Below are 22,396 nucleotides of genomic sequence, written 5' to 3' on the forward strand. Positions count from 1 at the left end.
TAACATCGGAGAGTGTCTCGGCCCGTGACATCTGGTCAGCGGGCTTTCGGGAGCCAGACGCGCATGGTCGAGGGCCCTCGGTTGGCCCAGTCGTGGTACGCCACCAGCGCCACCTCGTCGAGGCTCTCGCCGACCGTCGACACCGACTCGACCGCGTCGCCCTGGTAGGGCCAGTCGTGATCTCGCTGGTGGACGCGCCGGCAGCGCACGGTGACCCGGCCATTCACGAGACGGGGCGGTTGGCTGGTGTCGACGCGGAGTTCGTCGACCGTCTCAACGCCGGGCACGTCGACCGACTCCAGGGCGAGCACGAGGGGGCCGTACTCCACCGCGACGCAGCCACGGACCGCGTCGATGCGCGCGTCCGGGTGGGTGAACCGGGGCCCCATCGGCAGGGACAGGACGACCTCGTCGCCGCGGCGCCACGTCCGGCACTCGGTGACGACACCCGGCCCGACCGGCCGGCTGTCTCCGGCGATGGTCAACGTCGCACCCTCGGTCGCCCAGCCGGGCACCCGCACCGTCAGCGACCAGGGCTGGTCGTCGTCGCTCTCGATCCGTACCCGGACCTGCCCGCCGTGCGGGTAGTCGGTCGCCACGCTCACCCGGAGGTCACGCCCGTCGGCGAGCCGGTGCTCGATGGTCCCCGGCAGGTACTGGTGCAGTTGGACACCCTCGTCGTCGCACGTCGCGACGTACGCCGTCAGGCTGGCCAGGGTACGGGCGACGTTCGTCGGGCAGCAGGAGACCTCGAACCAGGGCGCCCGCAGAGAGGCCGCCGCGCGCAGGCTGGGCCGCTCGGCGTCGGGGAGGCTGCCCAGCTCGCGGCGGTGCAGGGTGTTCGTGTAGAAGAAACTCCGCCCGTCAGCCGACGGCGAGGTCGACACCACGTTGAACAGCGTCCGCTCGATGAGGTCCGCGTAGCGGGGGTCGCCGTCGGCGAGCAGCAGCCGCCACGCGAGCATCACCGAGCCGACCCCGGCGCAGGTCTCCGAGTACGCGCGGTCGGACGGGAGCACCCAGTCCTCGCCGAACGCCTCGTCCTGGTGCCGGGAGCCCTGCCCGCCGGTGACGTACGTACGCCGGGCCACCCCGTTGCTCCACTGGTTGCGGACCGCCTCCAGCAGGCTGGTGTCCTTCAGGTCGACGGCGACGTCGGCGGCACCGGCAGCGAGGTAGTTCGCCCGTACCGCGTGCCCCCGCAGGACCGTCGCCTCCCGGACGGGAAGCTCGTCCTGGAAGTACTCCCGGCCGTACTCCACATCGCTGAGCCGGCCGTGGCCCCGCCGGTCGACGAAGAGAGCGGCCTGGGTCAGGTAGCGGTCGTCGCCGGTGACCCGGGCGAACTCGACCAGCGCCGTCTCGATCCCCGGATGCCCGCAGACGCCGTCGATACCGTCCGGCCCGAACGTCTCGCACACGTTGTCGGCGGCGCGGCGGGCGACCTCGAACAGGCCGTCGTCCGCGCCCGGACGCGTCCGGGCCCGGGCGACCGCGGCCTGGAGGAGATGACCGACGCAGTAGAGCTCGTGCCCCCATTCGAGGTCGGACCAGCGGGGCGCCTGCCCCGGGTGACCGAACTTGGTGTTGAGGTAGCCGTCGGCCTCCTGCGCCGCAGCCACCCGCCGCACGACCGCGCGGAACCTCGACTCGAGCTCCGCATCACCGGTCCGGCCGATCTCCCACGCCATCGCCTCGAGGAACTTGTAGATCTCCGAGTCGGAAAACTCGCGGCCGCGGCGGTCGCGTGACAGGTCGCCCCGCACGGCGAGGTCGAAGTTGCCGATCCAGCCTTCCCGCTCGATCCAGTGCTCGATGTGCGGGAGAGTCGCGACGCCGTTGACCGATTGACGTTCGGCCCAGAATCCCCCCGTGATCCGGACCTGGTCCAGCCCGAGCGGCCGGAGCCGGCCACGGATCGGCAGGACGGGGGCGGCCGCAGGTACGGTGCCGCTCATGGTCATCCTTTCATCGCGCCGGACATGAAGCCGCGCACGTAGTGTCGTTGGAGCAGCAGGAACAGAACGATGCACGGAAGGGCGAGCACGACGACGCCCGCTTCGGTCGCCCCGTAGTCGACGACACCCTGCACCTGGCCCCGCAGGTTGGACACCGCGAGCGGAAGGGTCATGCGCTCGGTGTCGTTGATGAGGATCAGCGGTGCCATGAAGTCGTTCCACGCGGTGAGGAACGCGAACAGCCCCACGGTGATGAGGCCCGGCTTCACCGCGGGCAGCAGCACCCGCCACAGCGCGCTGAACGTCGAGCAGCCGTCGACCATCGCGGCCTCGTCCAACTCCCGCGGCACCGCCTCGAAGGAGATGCGCATCAGGAAGGTGGAGAACGGGAGCTGGAACATCGTCAGCACCAGCGCGACACCGACGAGGGAGTTCTGCAGCCCCACCTGGTTGAGCAGCACGTAGAGCGGGATCAGCAACGTCGCGTACGGGACCATCAGGATGGCGAGCGTGACCAGGAACAGGATGTTCTTCCCAGGGAAGCGGAACCGGGCGAACGCGTACCCACCGAGTAGGGAGATCAGCAGCGTCAGCGCGACCGCGAGCAGGGCGACGAACGCCGTGTTGGCGAGGTAGCGCCAGATGCCGGCCTGGTAGTTCGCCAGGGTCTCGTAGTTGCCGAAGCCCCAGCCGTCCACCTGGTTCGTGCCGGCCCGTGGGCCGACCGAGGCGACCGCCGTCCAGAGCAGCGGCGCCAGAAAGATCAGCCCGACCGATCCGGAGAACACCCAGTACGGTGTGCGCAGCGCTATGCCGGCGATGGTGACGCCCCTGGGTCTGCCGCGGCGAGTTGTCCCGGCGGCGGATGGCGGAGTTCCGCCGTCGGCGATGTGGGAACGGGATACGGCGACCATCGACGTCACTTCTCCTCGGACCGGAAGGCGCGCAGTTGCAGCGCGTTGATGAGGACCAGGGCCAGCAGCACGATGAGGGAGAGCGCCGCCGCCACACCGAGGTCGTTCTGACCCTGGAACGCCACCATGTAGATGAGCTGGACGACGGTGATCGTGCTGTTGTCCGGACCGCCCTTCGTCAGGATGTAGAACTGCTCGAAGGCGAGCAGCGAACCGGTCACGCAGAGCACGGTCGTCAGCGCCAGGGTCGGACGCAGCAGCGGCAGGGTGATCTTCCGGAAGGTCTGCCACCGGCTGGCACCGTCCGCGCGGGCGGCCTCGTACACATCCGCCGGTATGCCCTGGAGGCCGACCAGCATGAGCACCATGTAGAAGCCGGCGTAGCGCCACACGATGAGGAACGTCGTCGAGATGAGCGCCGCGGTCGGTGAGCCGAGGAAGGTGATGCCGAGCCGATCCAGCACGGGGGCCAGGGGGCTCGCGTACGGCGAGTAGAGCACGTAGAACAGCAGGGACGCCGACGCCAACCCGAGTGCGCTGGGAATCAGGAACGACGCGCGGAGCAGGTTGTTCCACCGGCTCGACTCCTGCACGAGCAGGGCCAGCCCCAAGCCGAGGGCCAGGAGCAGCACGGTCGCGAGCACTGTGTACTTGACGGTGAACACCACCGAGTCGGTGAAGAACCGGTGATTGACGGCCTTCACGAAGTTGTCGGGGGCGTTGATCCCCTGGTCGCCGGTGAGCAGCGGCCATCTCGACACCGACATCCTGATGACGAGCAGGAGTGGTACGGCGAAGAGCGCCACGACGAACACCGCGGTCGGTGTCGCGTAGAGCCAGCCCAGCAGGGCCTGACGGCCGCGTGGCCGGGCACGGCCCCGCATCGCCGCACTGGGCGGGCGAGACGGTGCGGTGACTCTCATGGGAACCCTCTCATCAGTGGGCGGCAGACGGTCGGTGGGGCGTGCGGGTCGTTGCGCCGCGGGTGTGTGCCGGGAGTCGTGGGTCGGCACACACCCGCGGCGGGCGCCTACTGCTTGAGCACCGCGGTGATCTCGCCGTTGTCCTTCTGCAGGTCGCCGCTGCCGTTCAGCACGCGGTTTCGGACGAGGGTCAGCCACGGGCTGTTCGGCGCGTTGAACGCCTGCTGGAAGTTCAGCGCGACCGGGGTGTCGCCCTTGCCGGCCGCCTCGTTGATGGTGACCAGCCGCGGGTCCTCGGCGGCGTACTTGTTGTTAGCGAGATCGGCGCGGGACACCACGTCCTTGTTCTTCGCCAGCACCCCGACCTGGGCGTCCTCGGACATCATCCAGCTCAGGAAGTTCCAGGCCTGAGCCGCCTTCTTCGAGTCCTTCGACACGCCGATGCCGTCCCCACCGACGAAGGTGGATCCACCACCGCTGGGTCCGGGGATCGGGGCCACGCCGACGTCGAACGGGGTCGAGGAGAGCAGCGTCGCCGGGTAGAGCATCAGACCGACCTTGCCCTCGGTGAACGCGGCGGTCCAGGTCGGACCCGTCTCATCGGCCGAGGCCGGCAACACGGCTCCGGACTTCCACAGGTCGTTCCAAGTGCTGTAGACCTTCTGGGCGGTGTCGTCGGCGAGCTTGGACTCCTTGCCGTCCTCGCTCAGCACCTCTCCGCCGGCGGCCCAGACGGAGGGGAACCAGGTGAAGACGAGGCACCCGCCGCAGTTCAGGCCGGCCGCCGTGCCGTAGACGCCGTCCTTCTTCGACGCCTGGACCGCCTTGGCGGCGGCGGCGTACTGCTCGAGGGATGCCGGGGCCTTCTCCGGGTCCAGCCCAGCATCCTTGAACAACTGCTTGTTCCAGAACAGCATCGACAGGTCCAGCACGAAGGGCAGGACGTGCTTCTTGCCGTCGACCGTGCCAGCCGACAGGTGTCCCTTGTTGATGGTGTCCTTGAAGCTGAGGCCGTCGATGTTGGCGCTGAGGTCCTGGAAGAGGCCCTGCTGCACCCAGTTCGGCACGTAGACGATGTCGGCGGCGAACAGGTCCGGAAGGCCGTCCGAGCCCGCCGCCGCGCCGACCTTCGCGACGTAGTCGTCGTTGGGCACGACGGTCAGCTTGACCTTGTTCTTGTGGCCGGCGTTGTACGCCTCGACGAGGAGCTTCGCCTGCTTCTCCAGCGGCGCGCGGGTCCACAGGGTGAGTTCGCTGCCGTCGTCGACGCCGTTGGGGCCGGCCTCGGCCGCGCTGGTGCCGCCGTCGTCGCTGCTGCACGCGGCCGCGCTCATGGCCAGCGCCGCCACGAGGACTCCTGCCAACGACCGTAGGGCAGTCCGCCTGCCCAGCGATTTCCTCATGATTCCTCCCACGGGGTTCATCGATCGGAGGGAACCGCTGGGCGGCCCCCGCAAGACGAGATGTGATCTCCGGATTGCTGCTGCATGTGGACGGCTGGGGCGGGGACGTGGCCGGCGGCGGCCTGCTTAGTCGGAACCGCCCCTGACGTGGGTGCTGCTCGCGCCGCCGTGACCGGCGACGCCTGCCATGTCGTCATCGCCTCTCCGCCCTCTCGCCGGTCCCGGTCCACGGCTCGTGCGGCACATCGTCACCGTCGTGGCTGAGGTGGTGCGCATCACGTTCCGCCGCTAGGGTGTCCCACGAAAACGGTTTCGGCAAGATGTCGTACGGGTAAAACCCGAACCGGTTTCGATCGCCTCTCGCTCTTTCCCCTGAAGGTGTCTGCGCACTACGCTGGCCGGAAACCGCAGGGGCGTGCGGCAGATGCCGTTGCCCTGAAACGTTGCGAAAGGCTTTCGGGTGGGGCGGCGACGATCGCAGTCAGTGACGCTGAGTGATGTGGCGAGCCACGCCGGCGTCTCCGTGGCCACGGCGTCCAAAGCGCTCAACGGTCGGGCCGAAGTCGCACCGTCCACCAGGGAACGCGTGCTGCGCGCCGCCGCCGAACTCTCCTTCGAGCCCAACGCCCTGGCCGCCGGGTTGATCTCCGGACGCACGCGCACGGTCGGGCTGCTGACCGACGAACTCGGCGGCAGGTTCGCCATGTCCATCCTGCTCGGTGCGGAGAACGCCCTGGGCAACGGGCAGATGTCCGTGCTGCTCTGCGACGCCCGGGGCGATGCGATCCGGCGCCAGCACTACATCCGCACCCTGCTGGCACGCCAGGTCGACGGATTCATCGTGGTCGGCGACAGCAACGAGGTCAGCCCCTCGTTGACGCAGCAGATCCCGGTTCCGGTGGTCTACGCCTACGCGGAGTCGACCGACCCGCACGACCTGTCGATCGTCGCCGACGACGAGGGCGGTGCCCGACTCGCCGCAGAACACCTGGTGTCGCACGGCCGACGGCGGATCGGACACATCACCGGGCCGGACACCTACCGCGCCGCCCGGGACCGAGCCGCCGGCCTGCGAACGGTGCTCGCCGAGGCGGGCCTGTCCCCCGCCGGCGATCCACTGTTCGGCGAGTGGTCCCAGCGATGGGGCCGGCACGCGGCACGGCTGCTGCTGGCGGCCAGACCGGACGTGGACGCGATCTTCTGCGGTAATGACCAGGTGGCCTCCGGGGTTGCCGACACACTGCGCGATCTCGGCCGCCGGATTCCGGACGACGTGGCGATCGTCGGCTATGACAACTGGGAGTTCTTCGCCGAGGACTGCCGGCCGCCGCTGACCACTGTGGATCTCAATCTCGAGCAGCTCGGCGCAACCGCGGTCCAGCACCTCATCGCGGCGTTGGACGGCAACGCCGGCGTTGGTGTCATCCGCCAGCAGGGCCGCCTGGTAGTGCGCGAGTCCACCGGGCCGGCACTGCCTCGTCGCTGAGAGGGTCAGGGTCGCCGGGCGACCGGTGCGAGATCCGTCAGTCGGTCGCTTGAGTGTCAGAGCACATCACGTGAGGTGCGCGCGCTGTCACATCAGGCACCGACTGACACGGGATGCGATACGAGCCTGCTCGCCGAAACCATTTCGGATTCTTTCAACGGCCAGCAGGCGATACGTTTCCGCCGCCGCTCCCTAACCGGAACCGGTGCGCACTTACAGCAAGAACAACCGCTCTCGGACGAGCCCGTCCGGGGTCAAGGTCTTGCCGAAAGCCTTTTCGGTCAGCATCGTGTATTGAGCCCCGTAGGCGCCCTCAGGGACCGATCTCTGGCGTGGAACGCGTGACCGGCACCACCGCCTGCGACGCACGTTCATCGACCACCCGACCAGGAGAGGAATCGACCATCGGACATTTACGAGTTTCGATCAACGAGCCGCTAAACACACACGCACAGGTCCGTTCTCCGCACGCTACGGCCACCAGCACTCGCCGCCACCACCGGCCCGTGAGCGCCTGCCCGGCCCCAACCGACGTACCGACCTGAGCCCCGGGTCGGCATGAAACCCCACCACCAGATCCGTCCCGACCGTCAGGAGATGAACGATGCGACTCTCCCTCCCACCCTGGCGCAGACCGCTGGCGACAGCCGTCGCAGCACTGCTGACCACCGGTAGCCTGCTGGTGCTGGCCGAGGCACCCGCCACCGCCGCGCAGCCGATCGGCTACCCGACCTTCAACGGCCCGTCGATCCCGACGCCACCGGTCGGTTACACCACCGGCAACACCATGCAGGCCATCTACAACGCCGAGAGCGCCGGCACCGACTTCTGGATGGACCGCCTGCTCGGCCGGCCCGGCAACGACCCGGCCGGCACCTGGCTGATGACCCGCGGCCGAGGGCTGTTCATGACCACGCACACCCCGTCGGTGATCGGCTTCGGCGGCCAGGTCGCCTACTGGGACAACATCAGCAGCCAGAATGCCTACTCGGTCGCCATCACCCCGGGTACATTCGCCGAGCAGGTCAGCGGCCGCTGGCAGAGCCCGAGCCACTGGAAGGGCGTCTACACCAGCGGCTCGGTCCGCGTTGACATGCAGAAATTCATCACGCACAACAACGTCGCCGTCACCAACCTGTCGATCGTCAACAACGGCAGCACGGCGACGACGCTGCAACTGCGCGCGACGTCCCCGTACGCGACCAGCGGCAGCGGCAACGAGCTGACCGGCAGCCGGCAGGTGAAGAACAACCTCACCACCATCTACCCGCGGCTGTCCGGAGACGGGTTCACCGTCAGCAGCGGCGGACTGAACCGCTCGGTGACTGTCGCGGCCGGGCAGACCATCACGACCAAGGTGGTGATGGGCTTCGTCACCAACGAGATCCCGGAATCGCTGACCGAGTACAACGCCTACAAGGGCTACTCGCCGGCAACGGCGTTCGGCACCCACGTACGCGACTACAACCGGTGGTGGGCCGAGAACATCCCCTACATAGACGTGCCGGACGCCGCGATCAAGAAGAACATCTACTACCGCTGGTGGCTGATGCGCTACAACTACCTCGACGTCGACATCCCCGGGCAGGACTTCCAGTTCCCGGTCTCGATCGAGGGAGTGACCGGCTACAACAACGCGATCGCATTGACCCAGCCGATGCACATCGACGACCTGAAGTACCTACGCAACCCGGTGTACTCCTACGGGCCGTGGCTGTCGGTCGGGCAGTCGTCGAAGGGCGGCCGCTTCATGGACAATCCCGGTGATCCGGAGAACTGGTCCAACAGCTACACGCAGTACATCTCCGAGGCGGCGTGGCGGTCGTATCAGATCCACGGCGGGCAGCCGGTGATCGCCGGCAACCTGGCCAGGTACGCCGAAGGCGACGTCAAAGGCCAGCTGGCAACCTACGACACCAACAACAACGGGGTCATCGAGTACAACTGGGGCGCGATGACCGGCAACGACGCCGACGCGGTGTCGTTCCACTGGCGCTCGGGCAATCTCGACCGGGCCGAATCGGCCTACGTCTACAGCGGCGCGGTGGCGGCCGTGCAGGCCTACACCCTGTTGGGCAACACGGCCAAGGCCAACGAGATGCAGGCGCTCGCCGACAGGATCCGCAACGGCGTGATCAACACGCTGTGGAACCCCTCCCGGCAGCTGCTGGAGCACAAGCACGTCTCCACCAACACCCACGTGCCCTGGAAGGAGATCAACAACTACTACCCGTACTCGGTGGGCCTGATGCCGAACACCGCCCAGTACCGGGAGGCGCTGCGCCTCTACGCCGACCCGGCCGAGTACCCCATCTTCCCGTTCTTCACCGCCAACCAGCGGGACAAGGCCGCGGCCGCCGCAGCCGGGCAGCCGGGTAGCAACAACTTCTCCACCATCAACTCGACAGTGCAGTTCCGGCTCTACTCCTCGGTGCTGCGCAACTACCCCAACCAGTGGATGAACAACGAGGACTACAAGAAGCTGCTCTACTGGAACGCCTGGGCGCAGTACATCGGCGGAAACACGCAGTGGCCGGACGCCAACGAGTTCTGGGCCGACTGGAACAACGGCACCAAGAACATCGACTACCGGTCCTGGATCCACCACAACATCCTGGGCAGCAGCAACTGGACCGTCATCGAAGACGTCGCCGGGCTGAGGCCGCGCAACGACGCACAGATCGAGTTGTCCCCGATCAACATCAACTGGACCCACTTCGCGGTGAACAACCTCCGTTACCGCAATACCGACCTGAGCGTGGTCTGGGACGACCCGGCCGACGGGGTGACCCGTTACAGCGGGGTGCCGCAGGGTTACTCGGTCTATGTCAACGGGACCAGGGCTTTCACAGTCGACCGGCTGACCCGGGTGCTCTACAACCCGGCCACCGGAGCGGTGACCTTCCCGAGCGGATCCGGCGTGGTGAACTACAACGTCGCGCTGACCGGACCGCAGCTGCCGCAGAACGTGGTGCAGAACAGCCCGCGCATGGTCGACATGTTCGCCAAGGCCGGCGCCGACCTGACCAGCACCACCGCCAACCTGGCCCAGGGCGCGGCGGTGTCGGCGTCGTACACCGCGAGCGGCACCTCCACCGGGGCGGCGATCGACGGCTTCCCCATCAACGAACCACTGTGGGGCAGCTACGGATCGCCCAACTCCACCGACTGGTACGAGATCAACTTCGGCCAGAACCGGGCCGTCGACGAAGCGCGGGTCTACTTCCGCAACGACCGGGCCACCAACCGGTACCGCGCGCCGACGTCGTACACCGTGCAGTACTGGAACGGCAGCGCCTGGGTCAACGCGGCCGCGCAGGTCAAGTCGCCGGCGGCGCCGCAGGCGAACTACAACCGCGTCAGGTTCACCGCGGTCAGCACCCAACGGCTGCGCATCCAGGTCACTCACGCGTCCGGGTTCAAGACCGGGCTCACCGAGGTGAAGGTCTACAACCGCGGCGGCACCGTACCGCCGGATCCGGACCCGACCGGCAACCTCGCCATCACCGCGACACCGTCGGCCTCGTACACCTCGAGCTGGGAAAGTGTCAGCGCCCTCAACGACGGCGTCGACCCGCCGTCGTCCAACGACACCGTCAACCCGCGTTGGGGCACCTGGCCCAACACCGGCCAGCAGTGGGGTGAACTGACCTGGACGGCCGCCCAGACACTCCGGTCGGCCCAGGTCTACTTCTTCGACGACAACGACGGTGTACGACTGCCCGCGTCCTGGAAGCTGCAGTACTGGAACGGCAGCGCCTACGTCGACGTCCCCGGGGCGAGCGGATACCCGACCGTGATCAACCAGTACAACACCGTCACGTTCCCGGCGATCAGCACCACTCGGCTCCGGGTCGCGCTCACCAGCGGGACCAACTCGGTCGGGCTGCTGGAGGTCAAGGCCTTCGGGTAGTCCGCTCTGGGCGTAGGGGTGGTCAGCGGCACGGCTGGTCCACCCCCAACGCCGCACCATGACGGTCATCGGACCGACGTGAGACGACGCCAAACTTTCGCTCGACCGGGCCGCCGTCACGCTGCGGTTCTTCCCGCAGCGCTACTTCATCGAAGGTGTCACTGGCATCAGGAACTGAGGTAACGACGTGAAACGCTTCACCACCGCGGCAGTGCTCGCGCTGCTCGCCTCCCCGCTCATCGCCGCCCCGGCACGGGCCGCCGGCACCGCAACTGTCGTCGACAGGTTCGGCAGGACTGTCAACGGCTACGGCGTCCAACTTGTCGACTGGGAAGGCTATCTGGCCAACCCCTACATCGAGCTGACCGTGCGGCCCCCGACGGACGTCCCGTTCCCGGTGACCATCGACCTCAAGGCCGAGGGCACCTCCCGGCTGATGATGGACCTGCCCAGCCAGCTGTCCGCGACCGGCGCCACGAAACGGCTGACCTTCGCCAACTCGTCGGAACAGAAGACCTTCAAGTTGGCGATCCATTCCACACGCGCCGCCGGCCAGGACGAGCTCCACACCCTGCGGCTGAGCGTGCGGGCCGCCAACAACACGACCTACACCCAGACCATGCCGATCCGGGTGCAGCAGGATCAGAAGACCGCGATCGAGCCGACCATCCCGATCACCTTCGACTACCGCTACGACACCATCACCGGCTACTTCACCAACCCGGCATTCCGTACGGCCGCCGAGGAAGGCGTGAAGGACTGGTACCGGTTCTTCAACCTGCAGCCGTTCGACACGGTGGCCGTCGGGGCGGAGACCAACCACCTGCCCGGCAACGACTGGCAGAACAGCATCAACGTCACCAACAACGCCGCCTACAACGGCATGTGGGTGTACTTCCGGGGAATCCAGTCCCCCTACTCCACCGGCTACCCCGCCAACAACGGCCGCTACCACACCCGCAACGGCCAGCAACTGCCCGGCCCGATCCATCGCTCCACCGCGATGATCTTCGAGTACGACGAGGCCGGCAAGCAACTGTTCACCTCGCTGGCGGACGAGGACTGGTACAAGACCGACATCGCCGGACCGGTGCTCGACGTCCACGGCCTGGTCATGCACGAGTACGGGCACGCCGTCGCCTACCACAGCGACTGGGCCGGCATGCGCAACTTCGTCGCCACCGGCGGCGTCAATGACGCGGAGGTCACCGCCTACCAGGGACGCGCGGTGGCGCTGGACAGCAGCTACCACATCCCGGGCACGTCCGCGTACTGGGACCGGCTCAGCGGCCAGAGCGGCGGCTGGAGCCACCTGTTCCCGACCCGACGGTGGATGCTGACCAAACTGGCGCTGCTGGTCGCCGAGAACGCCGGCTGGCCGCTGAACCGCAACCTGACCCCGTTCCTGACCCCCTCGATCGTGACGACCAGCCTACCCAACGCCCCGACCGGCCAGGCCTACCAGCACAGGCTGACGGCCAAGGGCGGCGTGCCGTTCTACGACTGGCGGGTCACCAGTGGCGCGCTGCCGGCCGGTCTCACCCTCGACCGCTTCACCGGCACGCTGGGCGGGACTCCGAGCACGGCCGGAACGTACTCGTTCACAGCGGAGCTGCGCGACTACGACAGCCAGAGCGCTCCGGTGACCCGTACGTTCCAGCTCACGGTCGGCGGCGGAAACGGCGGCGGAAACCTCGCCCTCAGCGCGACCCCGTCGTGTTCGTTCACGTCGTCCTGGGAGAGCTGCGCGGCGATCAACACCGGGGGCGATCCGACGAGTTCCAACAGCGGCGCCCCCAATCAGGGCAACCGCTGGGGTACCTGGCCGCAGCAGGGCCAGCAGTGGGCTGAACTGACGTGGCCGTCGGCTCAAGCGGTTAGTCGATCGCAGGTGTACTTCTTCGCCGATGGCGAGGGCGTCGGCCTGCCGGCATCGTGGCGGCTGCAGTTCTGGAACGGAAGTGCCTACGTCGACGTGCCGGGCGCCAGTGGGTATCCCGTCGTGGCCAACCAGTACAACAGCGTCACGTTCCCCCCGGTCAGCACCACCCGGCTGCGCGTCCTGCTGCAGAGCGCGCCGAATCTCTCCACCGGCCTGCTGGAGGTCAAGGCGTTCAGCTGACGGCTGCCCCCGGCGACCGTCGATCCCCACGCGCGGAGACGGGCATTCCCGCCGCTCCTCCGGACGCCCGCTCTCGCCGCAGCGAGAGCGGGCGCCGCTGTTCAGGAGATCGGCTCGCCCGAGGGGGCGGTCAGCGTGACTCCGGTCGCGACCGGAACGCCGAAGTTCGGCGTGCCGTCGGCGTTCCAGGTGAACTTCTGCGCGCGGGTGGAGCGGTTGATGTCGCAGCCGGCCGACGCCGAACTGTTGGCGTGATAGACGATCCAGTCCTCGGTGCCGTCCGGCGACTTGAAGAATCCGTTGTGGCCTGGCCCGTAGACGCCGTTGGCGTTCGAGCGCTGGAACACGGGGTTGGGTGACTTCGTCCAGGACGAGGACAGCAGTGGATCGCCCGTGCCGTTGTAGGTAAGCATGCCCAGCTTGTAGTCGGGCGTGGAGCAGTGGCTCGCCGAGTAGACGATGAAGGTCCTGCCGTTGCGCTGTAGGACCTCCGCGCCCTCGTTCACGCCGCCGCCGACGGTCTCCCAACTGTAGGTCGGCGTGGAGAGGACGCGCCGGGTGCCGCTCGCCGTCCACGGGTTGCTCAGCGGGCGGATGAACATCGGCTGCGAGCCGTTGTAGAACGTGCCCAGCAGGTACAGCCGTCCGTTGAGCTGAAGGATGCTGGCGTCAAGCTCCCAGGTGTTGTCGGCGGTCGGGTCGAGCATGGAGGCCTTGAACGTGTACGGGCCCATCGGGTCCGTACCGGCGCTCTCCAGCACGTGGATGCGCTGGGTGCCCAGATTGAACGGCTCGCGACCGGCGGTGTAGTAGAAGTACCACCGCGGCCCGTTCGGGCCGTTGAGCAGGAAGAATTCGGGCGCCCACATGGTGCCCGCCCCGTTCGGGTTGGTCAGGTTGAAGATCACCTGGTCGGTGGCGATGGCCAGGCCACGCAGCGTGGTGGCCTTGCGCATGGTGATGGTGCGGTTCCAGGTCGTCGTGGCCAGGTAGTAGTAGCCGTTGTAGTACTGCAGCCACGGGTCGGGGCCCTGCGCCTTGATCGGGTTGGTGAACGTGTTCGCCGTGCCACCGTCACCCGTGAAGCCGGCCAGGCGCCAGATCCGGCTGGTGGCGGTGCTGCAGGGCAGCTGCACCAGGCCGGTGTTGGTAGCGGAGGAACCTCCGGCGGGCACGAGGCACTTGCCGGAGCCGACCGACACGACAGTGAATGTCCTGTCGGTGCCGCTGACCGTGACCGGGACGAGCCGCCAGCGCTGATTGGGATTGCTGTGGCAGGTCCACTGGATGATCGCTGCGTTGTCGGCCGAAGAGGCGCCGTAGACGTCGACGCACCTGCCCGCGTTCACCGTGGCGATGGTGTAGGTGTCGGCCGTGCCGGACACCGGGGTAAAGGTGAATCGCTGGTACGCGGCGCTGGTACAGGCCTGTTGCGTGAGCTGCACGGCGTTCGCGGTGTCGCCGCCGGGCAGGGCCAGGCAGGCGCCGCCGTTGGAGTTGACCAGGGTGGTGGCGAACGTGACGATCGCGGCGGCGGCGGGCTGCGGGACGAACAGCATGGCCGCGACCAGAATCGGCACTGCGAGCAGGGCGGACTTTCGGGATTGCTTCATGTCGTGCGACCTCCGGGGGGACGTTCCGGAATCAGCAATGTGCCAGCCACACTTCCTTACGAAAACCTTTTCGGCAATCGCTGTCGTGGTGGCCCGCGGCGCAATTCCGACGACGCCGGCATCAGCAGCCCGATGAACCAACCCAATGACGACGCCCGATGTCCGCACTGCTCGAACACACATATCAGCCGGGCGCAGATTAATCCGATCCTGTCCGTTCCGTACGGCAGCCCCCTGCCCTGAGCCCCCATCGGCTGCTCCGGTGGGTCACCGCCTGTCGTGCGGGTCGCGGAGCCGTGTCGTGCTGCGCCTGATCACCAGCTCCGGCACGAGCAACTGCCGCCTCGAGGCCGGGGCGCCCTCGGTCCGGTCCAGTTGGGACAGTAGGAGTTCCAAGCTGAGCCGCCCCAACTCGGCGAAATTCTGCCGTACCGTGGTCAGCGGCGGCAGATAGTGCGCGCTGTCGAGCGTCCCGTCGAACCCGACCACGCTGACGTCCTCGGGGACCCGTCGACCGGCCTCGTGCAGGGCCCGTAGCACGCCGAGAGCCAGCTGGTCACTGGCGCAGAAGACGGCCGTCACGAACGGATCGACAGTCAGCCGCCTACCCTGCTCGTACCCCGCCCGCGCACTCCAGTCCCCGGGCACTACGGGAGGGGTGGGCCGGCCGGCGTCCTGCAAGGCTTCGCGCCAGCCCCGGAGCCGCTCGCCGGCCTCCGGCCAGTCGTCCGGACCGGCCACGTGGTGGACGGTGCGGTGTCCCAGGTCGAGCAGGTGCCGGGTGGCCGATCGCGCGCCGGCGACGTTGTCGATCCGCGCACTCGGCACCGCGTCGCTGCTGCCCCCGCCCACGGTCACGCAGGCGATCGCGGGCGACGCCTCCGCCAACGCGTCAGCCATCGCCGGCTTGGGCGCGATGGCGATGACCCCCTCGACGGACTGCTGACAGAGCCAGTCGATCGCGTCGAGCACCGACCGGCGGTCCAGTTGGCGAACGCTGGCGACGCTGACGAAATAGCCTGCCGCCCGTGCCGCGCTCTCGATCGCGTACAACATCGAGCTCGGTCCGAACAACGGGCTTTCGTAGCCGATGATCCCCAGCGTTCCGGACCGCCGCGTGACCAGCGCGCGGGCAGTCAGATTGCGGCGGTAGTCCAACTTCCGCATCGCATCCATAACCCGCTGCCGGGTGGCGTCCGTGACGTGTGGGTGCCGGTTGATGACCCGGGAAACCGTCTGGGAGGACACGCCCGCCAGCTTGGCGACATCACGCATGACCGGGCGACCGGACCACCCGGCCGGTCGGATCGAGGCTTCCGCCCACGGGCCAGCCTCCACCTCGGGGCCGCTAACCTCAACCACAACCCACTCTCCTCGGCCTCAGTCAATCCGTGGTCCCCCTACGAGAATGGTTGCCGAAAAGGTTTTCGGCAAGCCGCCCAGCGCCAGCCATCCCGCAACCCAGGACCTGTACGCGGGCCTTACGATCCACGTCTATGGCCCGCACCACGCCTCCGCGTCCCCTCGACATCACCGCGCTCTTTCCTGAGCTGCGGGAACATTCCATCACCGCTACCCGCCTGCATCCCCGACCCGGCGCTCCGACCGTTACGGACAGCTCGGTCGGCGGACCGCTGCTGTGGCCGGCCGACGAGGTATGGCCGGTCTGCGACGACGCCGGGGCACACGAGCCATACAACCTGACCACCCCGGCCGCCCTGCACCGCAGGCGGGAGATCCTCGCGACCGCGGAGGCCCGCGAGCCGCTGCCGGGCGGGGACTTCCTGACCGCGGAGGAGCGGGCCGAGCTCGATGCGGCCGACGCTCTGGACCTGGACGACCTGATCGAGGACCCCATCCCGTTGATCCCGGTCGCGCAGCTGTACCGACAAGACATCCCGGACTACGCCGGACCGGACGGCACCGACCTGCTCCAGATGCTGTGGTGCCCGGTGGACCACTCGGACCGGCACTACAGCCCTCGCACCTTCCTCTACTGGCGCGACAGTTCCAGCGTCGGCCCGCTACTCGAAGCGCCTCCCCAACCGCCGGTGATCAGCGACATGTACCTGCCGCTTCCGTGCGTGGTGCAGCCCGAGCAGGTCCGCGAGTACCAGTACGCCGACCTGCTCCCCGACGACCTACGCGAACGGCTCGACGAGTGGGATGACGACGAAGACGAGAGCCGCCCCCACTATCAGAGCGACCTGTCGCTCGCACCGGGATGGAAGGTCGGCGGGTACGCGAACTGGTCGCTGACCGATCCGTACCCGATGAACTGTGCCGCCTGCGGCACCACGATGACCTTGATTCTCACTGTCGACTCAGGCGACTGGAACGGCGTGCACTGCAGCTGGCGCCCGGCCGAGGAAAACCCCACCGCGTCCCCGGACACCGTCGGCGTGCAGATCGGGCGCGGCTACTCGCTGTACACCTTCCGCTGCCCCGAATCATTCGATCACCCCCCGGCCACCGCTATGCAGTGACGCAGCCTCGCGCCGTTGGCTTGCTCGCCGTGCTCCCACCCCAGGGTTCTCGACGGGAAGAGAGCACAAATGAAGAGATCCGAGCGGGGGACAGAGTGGGATCGTGGCTGCGCGGCAACAGCCGCACGGCCGCGTGCACACTCTCGTCCGCTGTGGATGCTGATTTCGGCGCGGCCGTGACTCACGGGCGAAGGGTTTGACGACCATGGCGCACATCGATCTTGGGTTGGACGAAAAGCAGTTTCCCGGCATCTCCGGACCGATGCGGTACCGCCCGGAGACGGCGAAGCCACTCAACGAACTGGCCGAGGTGCTGCTGCGTGCCCCTCACTCGCTTCCGGCTGGTGAGCGCGAACTGATCGCCGCGTACGTGTCCGGGCGAAACGACTGCAACTTCTGCTGCGCGTCGCACTCCGCATTCGCCGCGGCGCAACTCGACGATGGTTACTCCCTCGTCGACCAGGTGCGCGCGGACCTGGACACCGCCCCGATCTCCGCCAAACTGCGGGCACTGCTGCGCATCGCCGGTGCGGTGCAGATCAGTGGCCGCGAGGTCACCACCGAACTCGTAGCCAACGCCCGCGCCGAGGGCGCTACCGACCTGGAGATCCACGACACCGTCCTGATCGCCGCCGCGTTCTGCATGTTCAACCGCTACGTCGACGGGCTCGGCACCTTCGCGCCCGAGGGCCGGGACGCCTACGCCGAGTCCGCACGTCGGATCGTCGAGGTTGGCTACGGGGCTGCGATCAGCGGGCCGCCAGCCGCCTGAGCACAGACACGGGTGACCACACAGCGATCCCTCTGCGATGGTCGACGGACAGGCCCGGCCCTGCCCGTCGCCTGTGACGCTGGAGGGATCGATGGAACTCGCACGCCGGCTGCTCCCCGCGACGAAGCAGCTCCGAGCAGACATGGTTGACCGGCTGGGCGCGCTCGTCGCGCTCGAGTCGGCACCGGGCTCGCTGCCCCACCTTGAGTCCTGTGCCGACCTGCTCGCCCGCTGGGGCGAGGAGGCGCTCGGCCGACCCGCCTGTCCGGTCGTGATCGACGGCCTGCCGCACCTGCTGTGGCCGGCCGCCGATCAGCGCGTGCTGCTCCTGGGCCACTTCGACACGGTCTTCCCGGTCGGCACGATCCGATCCAGGCCCTTCACCGTACGCAGGGACGTGGCGACGGGACCTGGCGTCTGCGACATGAAGGCCGGGATCGTGCAGATGTTCACGGCACTGCGCCTGATCGAGGACACCTCGTCCGTCGGCGTGCTGCTCACCTGCGACGAGGAGACCGGGTCCGTCACGTCACGGCCACTGATCGAACGTGAGGCACGGCGTTCGGGTGCGGTTCTCGTCTGCGAGGCGGCCACCCCGGATGGGCAGGTGAAGGTGGCCAGGAAGGGCGGGTCGGTCTACCGCGTCATCGTCGAGGGTCGCGCCGCCCACGCGGGCGTCGAACCACAGCGCGGAGTGAACGCCACAGTCGAGGTCGCCCACCAGGTTCTCACGTTGGGTGCGCTCGGCGCGACGGACAGCGGTGGCACCTCCGTCACACCGACCCTGCTCTCCGCTGGCACCACGACGAACACGGTGCCGGAGCGCGCCAGTCTGGCCGTTGACGTGCGGGCCTGGACCAGGGACGAGTTGGAACGCGTCGACCACGCCATCCGCGGGCTGGTGCCGTTCCTGCCTGAGGCGACGCTGGCGGTGCACGGAGGGATCAACCGCTACCCGATGTCCGAGGAACTCGCGCGACCGCTGTTGAAGTTGGCCCAGTCGGTCGCCCGTCAGCTTGGCATCCCGGGCCTCGTCGGCGCGTACGCGGCCGGCGCGTCCGACGGCAACTTCACCGCCGCGTTGGGCGTACCGACACTGGACGGCCTGGGCGCGGTGGGCGGCGGAGCGCACGGCGCCGACGAGTATGTCTGCCTCGACCGGATGCCCGAACGGACGGCACTCCTGGCCGGGCTCGTCGATGTGCTGTCCACCATGGAGCGTCCCGGATCTTGACCCACCGACGCGATCCCGTAACGTAACGTGCTCACCGCCGGCAAACGACCGGCAGCGAGAGGTCGGCGTTGGCATGACTACGGGACAGCGTGCGGGATCACCCATTCCCCTGCTCGGTGTCGAGGAAGAGTTCCTCGTCGTCGACGTCGACCGGGGCGAGGTCGTGCCGGAGGCGGCCACCGTCGTCAACCGCGCGCGCCCGGCCCTCGGCACCCGGGTGGGTGGTGAGATCACCAAGTTTCAGGTGGAGACGCGAACCGACCCGTGCCGGAGCGTCGAGGATGTCGGCGCGCAGCTCGCCGAGGGCCGCGCCGCCGTCCAGGCCGCAGCCCTGTCGGCGGGTCTGCGGGTGATCGCCAGCGGCTCGCCGGTGCTGGGCCGCGCCGTGCCGCCGCCCCTCACCGAAGGGCCTCGCCAGGACCGGGGCACCGCCACCTACCGTGGGCTGCACGACGAGCTCGCGATCTGCGCCGTCCACGTCCACGTGGAGCAGCCCGACCGGGACCGCGCCGTGCTGATCGGCAACCATCTGCGCCAGCACCTGCCGGTGTTGCTCGCCCTCACGGCCAACTCGCCCTACTGGCCGGAACGCGACACCGGGTACGCGAGTTGGCGCAGCGTCACGTGGGGGCGCTGGCCGGTGGCCGGCCCGCCGCCGTTCCTGACGTCGGCGCAGCAGTACGACGACCACGTGGACATGCTGCTCGAGGCCGGCGCGCTGGTCGATCACGGCACCATCTTCTGGGATCTCCGGCTGTCCACCAACCACCCCACGCTTGAGGTACGGGTGGCCGACGTACCCGTCAGCGCCGCCGAATCCGCGGCGCTCGCGGGCCTGGTGCGGGCTTTGGTGGTCGTCTGCGGGGATGCCGTCGACCGGGGCGACGAGGGGCCGGAGCTGGTCCCGGAGCTGATGCGACTGGCGTACTGGCGGGCCGCCCGCGACGGGATGGGCGGCCACGGCGTCGACGCCGCCACGGGCCGGCTGCTGCCCGCGACGGCCCTCGCCGAACGGCTGGTCGCGCTCGCCCGACCAGCGCTGGACGAGGCGGGTGACCGCCACCGGGTGGAGGCATGGCTGAGGTGGCTCGCCACGGACGGCGACGGGGCGACCCGCCAACGGGCCGCCGCGGCGCTCCGTGGACGCCTGACCGACGTGGTCGACGAAATCGCCACCCGGACCGCGCCCGACGTGCCGACCCACGAAGACAGCACACCTGCGTAACGACATGCCGTCAGGCCTCCGAAATGCTGAACGAACCGGATGCCGGCGGCAGGTGACCCTCCCGCAGAAACCGGCAGGCCGGATCAGGGGAGGTTCCAGGTGCACGACACAGACCTGCTTTCCACGGTCCCCATCCAGCACGAGCGTCGATCCCCCGCGGACATGGTGCGGGAGGCGGAGGCGTTCGCCGAACGCATGGCGCGGCGCCGTTCCGTGCGCGACTTCGCCAGCGACCCCGTGCCCGACGGGGTGGTCGAGGCGGCGATCCGGGCCGCGTCGACCGCACCCAGTGGGGCCAATGTGCAGCCGTGGCGGTTCGTCGTGCTGACCGACCCGGTCCGCAAACGCCGGCTACGCGAGGCGGCCGAGGCCGAGGAACGCGCGTTCTACGACCGCCGCGCCTCCCAGGAGTGGCTCGGCGCGATCGCCGGGCTCGGCACCGACTGGCGGAAGCCGTTCCTGGAGACCGCACCGGCCGTCATCGTCGTGTTCGAGGTGCACCAGGGGCCGAACAGCCCGAAGCCGTACTACGTCAAGGAGTCCGTCGGCATAGCGGTCGGCCTGCTGATCACCGCGCTGCACCACGCCGGCCTGGTCACACTGACCCACACGCCCAGCCCGATGCGATTTCTCAACGAGGTGTGTGAGCGTCCGCCCGAGGAGCGCCCGTACGTGGTGATGCCCGTCGGGTATCCCACGCCGGACGCCCACGTCCCCGACCTGACCCGAAAACCCCTCGACGAGGTCATGGTCCGGTGGTGAGGTCCCTGGTCAGGAACTCGGCCAGGGGCTCGACGTGGCGGTCCGTGCGCCGCCACTCGGCCAGCAGATCCTCCAGCAGGTGCTGCTCGGCGACCAGCTCCGCACCGCGGTACCGCCGGATCACCGGGTGGATGAAGGCGCTCTCCCGGGCCCGGTCGGGGGTCGGATGCCGGTCGATGGCGAACACGTCGCCGTAGTCGTCGCGGCCCCACCGGAGCGCGAGCGTGTACCACTGCGTGGCAGCCCCGAAGCGCTCCACGGCGTAGTCCTCCGGCAGGTCCTCGTAGTGGTGGAAGTCGCCGCTGGCGTCGTCGCGTACGAAGACGTCACAGAGGTATTCGAACTGGGTCCACAGCGCCGAGGACCAGTTGACGCGGTCGAGCATCAGCTTGGTCAGCGACGCGGCGTCGGCCGGCGTCGTCGCGTATGACAACGGGACGTCGTCGTACCGCTCGCGAAGAATCCGGGTGAACGTACGGAGGTTGTACCGGAAGCCGTCGATGAAGGGCGACGACGCGTGCTTGACGTCCCGGGCCTGGGCGATGGTGCCGGCGAAGTACAGATCGTCGACGTTGCTCGACTGCCAGTCGGGGCGTAGCCCGGGCATGCGGCCGTCCCGCACCATGTCGGGTCGGGACGTCTCGTCGAACATCGCGGTGTTCATCCGGAAGCCGGTGCACCTCAGCACCGTGTGGTAGTCGAGGACGGCGGTCTCCCCCTCGGCGTGGGTGTACGTGATCGACACCTGGAACCGCCCGTCGACCGGCCGGATCTCGTCGATCGTGCAGTCGAGCACCGAGTGCAGCGTCTTGAACTGGTAGCTGTCGAGGATCGCGCCGTACTGACCACGGACGTCACCGGGGTGTTTGGTGTTCCATGCCAGTCGCAGGGGTTGCCGGCTGGCGAGGTGCACCATCGATGCGCGGCCGAGGACGGCCGACGCGGTCTCGAACGCGGAGTTGCCCTTACCGATGATCAGGACCCGCTGATTGTCGTACGCCGAGGGGTCGATGACCATGTCCTCGTACCCGATGGCGTGTTCGATACCCGTGATGGCCGGAACGAACGGCTGGCCCCAGCCGGTCGCGACGACCAGGCAGCGCGCGCGCACCTCACCCTGGTCGGTGCGCACGGTGAAGCCGTCGCCCGTACGCGTGATCTGCTCGACCGTCGTGCCGTATCGGATGTTGAGCTTGTGCACACGTTGGAACTCGGCGAGGTAGCGCACCAGGTCATCGGCCGCCGGCAGGTATTCCTCGCTGAATTTCGGAAACAGCAGGTCCGGGGAGTCGTTGAGCAACGAATTCCAGTCCCAGCGCAGGCGAATCTCCGGATCGGTGCTGTCGGTGTGCACCTTGTTCAGCGAGATGAGCCTGCGATGGCGTGGAAACCGCCGGAAGAACCCGCCCGGCGCGTCTCCGCTTTCGAGCGTCAGGTAGTCGGCGCCGTGCTGCTGTAGGTAGTAGCTCAGTTGAACGCCGGCGGGACCCGCCCCGACGATGACGTACCTGTGCTCGTTGCTGACCATCCTGCGGCCCCTTCGACGGAGAGACGAATCCATCGACCTTGGAATGAATGTCAGCGT

15 protein-coding genes are annotated in these 22,396 nt (G+C 68.3%); 8 read left to right on the forward strand and 7 right to left on the reverse strand.

The genetic code is table 11. From position 1 onward, the window contains the following. Positions 1-35: 35 nt before the first annotated feature. From ACQP0U_RS21010 to ACQP0U_RS21025, 4 genes are all read right to left on the reverse strand, one after another. Positions 36-1,958 (reverse strand): glycoside hydrolase family 127 protein, encoded by a 1,923-nt coding sequence (locus ACQP0U_RS21010; RefSeq protein WP_433309649.1) that lies wholly within the window; start codon positions 1,956-1,958, stop codon positions 36-38. Between the two features lie 2 nt (positions 1,959-1,960). After that, positions 1,961-2,746: a carbohydrate ABC transporter permease gene (locus ACQP0U_RS21015; protein WP_433309652.1), complete on the reverse strand. Its 786-nt coding sequence runs from the start codon at positions 2,744-2,746 to the stop codon at positions 1,961-1,963. Between the two features lie 131 nt (positions 2,747-2,877). Beyond that, positions 2,878-3,756 (reverse strand): carbohydrate ABC transporter permease, encoded by an 879-nt coding sequence (locus ACQP0U_RS21020; RefSeq protein WP_433309655.1) that lies wholly within the window; start codon positions 3,754-3,756, stop codon positions 2,878-2,880. A gap of 146 nt (positions 3,757-3,902) precedes the next feature. Beyond that, positions 3,903-5,144, reverse strand: a complete 1,242-nt coding sequence (locus tag ACQP0U_RS21025) for an ABC transporter substrate-binding protein (RefSeq protein ID WP_433309658.1) — start codon at positions 5,142-5,144, stop codon at positions 3,903-3,905. Positions 5,145-5,658: 514 nt separating this feature from the next. Here ACQP0U_RS21025 and ACQP0U_RS21030 point away from each other — a divergent pair. From ACQP0U_RS21030 to ACQP0U_RS21040, 3 genes are all read left to right on the forward strand, one after another. Then, on the forward strand, positions 5,659-6,684 hold the full coding sequence (locus ACQP0U_RS21030) for a LacI family DNA-binding transcriptional regulator (RefSeq protein WP_433309661.1): 1,026 nt from the start codon (positions 5,659-5,661) through the stop codon (positions 6,682-6,684). A gap of 604 nt (positions 6,685-7,288) precedes the next feature. Further along, complete coding sequence (locus ACQP0U_RS21035) at positions 7,289-10,597, forward strand: discoidin domain-containing protein (RefSeq protein ID WP_433309664.1); 3,309 nt, start codon at positions 7,289-7,291, stop codon at positions 10,595-10,597. 187 nt (positions 10,598-10,784) lie between these two features. Next, positions 10,785-12,719, forward strand: a complete 1,935-nt coding sequence (locus ACQP0U_RS21040; RefSeq protein ID WP_433309667.1) for an Ig domain-containing protein — start codon at positions 10,785-10,787, stop codon at positions 12,717-12,719. Between the two features lie 101 nt (positions 12,720-12,820). On the opposite strand, the gene ACQP0U_RS21045 is transcribed toward ACQP0U_RS21040, so the two are convergent. Beyond that, positions 12,821-14,332 (reverse strand): family 43 glycosylhydrolase, encoded by a 1,512-nt coding sequence (locus tag ACQP0U_RS21045; protein WP_433309669.1) that lies wholly within the window; start codon positions 14,330-14,332, stop codon positions 12,821-12,823. A gap of 267 nt (positions 14,333-14,599) precedes the next feature. Then, positions 14,600-15,580: a LacI family DNA-binding transcriptional regulator gene (locus ACQP0U_RS21050; protein WP_433309672.1), complete on the reverse strand. Its 981-nt coding sequence runs from the start codon at positions 15,578-15,580 to the stop codon at positions 14,600-14,602. Between the two features lie 248 nt (positions 15,581-15,828). Here ACQP0U_RS21050 and ACQP0U_RS21055 point away from each other — a divergent pair, with 248 nt between their 5' ends. From ACQP0U_RS21055 to ACQP0U_RS21075, 5 genes are all read left to right on the forward strand, one after another. Then, entirely contained in the window at positions 15,829-16,818 is a 990-nt protein-coding gene (locus tag ACQP0U_RS21055) for a hypothetical protein (protein ID WP_433309675.1), read from the forward strand. A gap of 205 nt (positions 16,819-17,023) precedes the next feature. Next, positions 17,024-17,590: a carboxymuconolactone decarboxylase family protein gene (locus tag ACQP0U_RS21060; protein ID WP_433309678.1), complete on the forward strand. Its 567-nt coding sequence runs from the start codon at positions 17,024-17,026 to the stop codon at positions 17,588-17,590. Positions 17,591-17,681: 91 nt separating this feature from the next. Continuing rightward, on the forward strand, positions 17,682-18,824 hold the full coding sequence (locus tag ACQP0U_RS21065) for a M20/M25/M40 family metallo-hydrolase (RefSeq protein ID WP_433309681.1): 1,143 nt from the start codon (positions 17,682-17,684) through the stop codon (positions 18,822-18,824). Positions 18,825-18,897: 73 nt separating this feature from the next. Further along, positions 18,898-20,049, forward strand: a complete 1,152-nt coding sequence (locus ACQP0U_RS21070) for a carboxylate-amine ligase (RefSeq protein WP_433309683.1) — start codon at positions 18,898-18,900, stop codon at positions 20,047-20,049. Positions 20,050-20,211: 162 nt separating this feature from the next. Further along, positions 20,212-20,811 (forward strand): nitroreductase family protein, encoded by a 600-nt coding sequence (locus ACQP0U_RS21075; protein ID WP_433320986.1) that lies wholly within the window; start codon positions 20,212-20,214, stop codon positions 20,809-20,811. Here ACQP0U_RS21075 and ACQP0U_RS21080 read toward each other — a convergent pair. Next, complete coding sequence (locus ACQP0U_RS21080; protein WP_433309686.1) at positions 20,795-22,339, reverse strand: NAD(P)-binding domain-containing protein; 1,545 nt, start codon at positions 22,337-22,339, stop codon at positions 20,795-20,797. The genes ACQP0U_RS21075 and ACQP0U_RS21080 overlap by 17 nt on opposite strands. Positions 22,340-22,396 lie beyond the last annotated feature (57 nt).

The organism is Micromonospora sp. CA-269861, assembly GCF_050948505.1.
In the GTDB taxonomy this organism is placed as follows: domain Bacteria; phylum Actinomycetota; class Actinomycetes; order Mycobacteriales; family Micromonosporaceae; genus Micromonospora.

Bases quoted from the DNA above. Each gene is read 5' to 3' on its own strand.
- ACQP0U_RS21010 (WP_433309649.1), bottom strand. From the start codon at position 1,958: ATGAGCGGCACCGTACCTGCGGCCGCCCCCGTCCTGCCGATCCGTGGC.
- ACQP0U_RS21020 (WP_433309655.1), bottom strand. From the start codon at position 3,756: ATGCGGGGCCGTGCCCGGCCACGCGGCCGTCAGGCCCTGCTGGGCTGG.
- ACQP0U_RS21035 (WP_433309664.1), top strand. From the start codon at position 7,289: ATGCGACTCTCCCTCCCACCCTGGCGCAGACCGCTGGCGACAGCCGTC.
- ACQP0U_RS21045 (WP_433309669.1), bottom strand. From the start codon at position 14,332: ATGAAGCAATCCCGAAAGTCCGCCCTGCTCGCAGTGCCGATTCTGGTC.
- ACQP0U_RS21055 (WP_433309675.1), top strand. From the start codon at position 15,829: ATGGCCCGCACCACGCCTCCGCGTCCCCTCGACATCACCGCGCTCTTT.
- ACQP0U_RS21060 (WP_433309678.1), top strand. From the start codon at position 17,024: ATGGCGCACATCGATCTTGGGTTGGACGAAAAGCAGTTTCCCGGCATC.
- ACQP0U_RS21065 (WP_433309681.1), top strand. From the start codon at position 17,682: ATGGAACTCGCACGCCGGCTGCTCCCCGCGACGAAGCAGCTCCGAGCA.
- ACQP0U_RS21070 (WP_433309683.1), top strand. From the start codon at position 18,898: ATGACTACGGGACAGCGTGCGGGATCACCCATTCCCCTGCTCGGTGTC.
- ACQP0U_RS21075 (WP_433320986.1), top strand. From the start codon at position 20,212: ATGGTGCGGGAGGCGGAGGCGTTCGCCGAACGCATGGCGCGGCGCCGT.
- ACQP0U_RS21080 (WP_433309686.1), bottom strand. From the start codon at position 22,339: ATGGTCAGCAACGAGCACAGGTACGTCATCGTCGGGGCGGGTCCCGCC.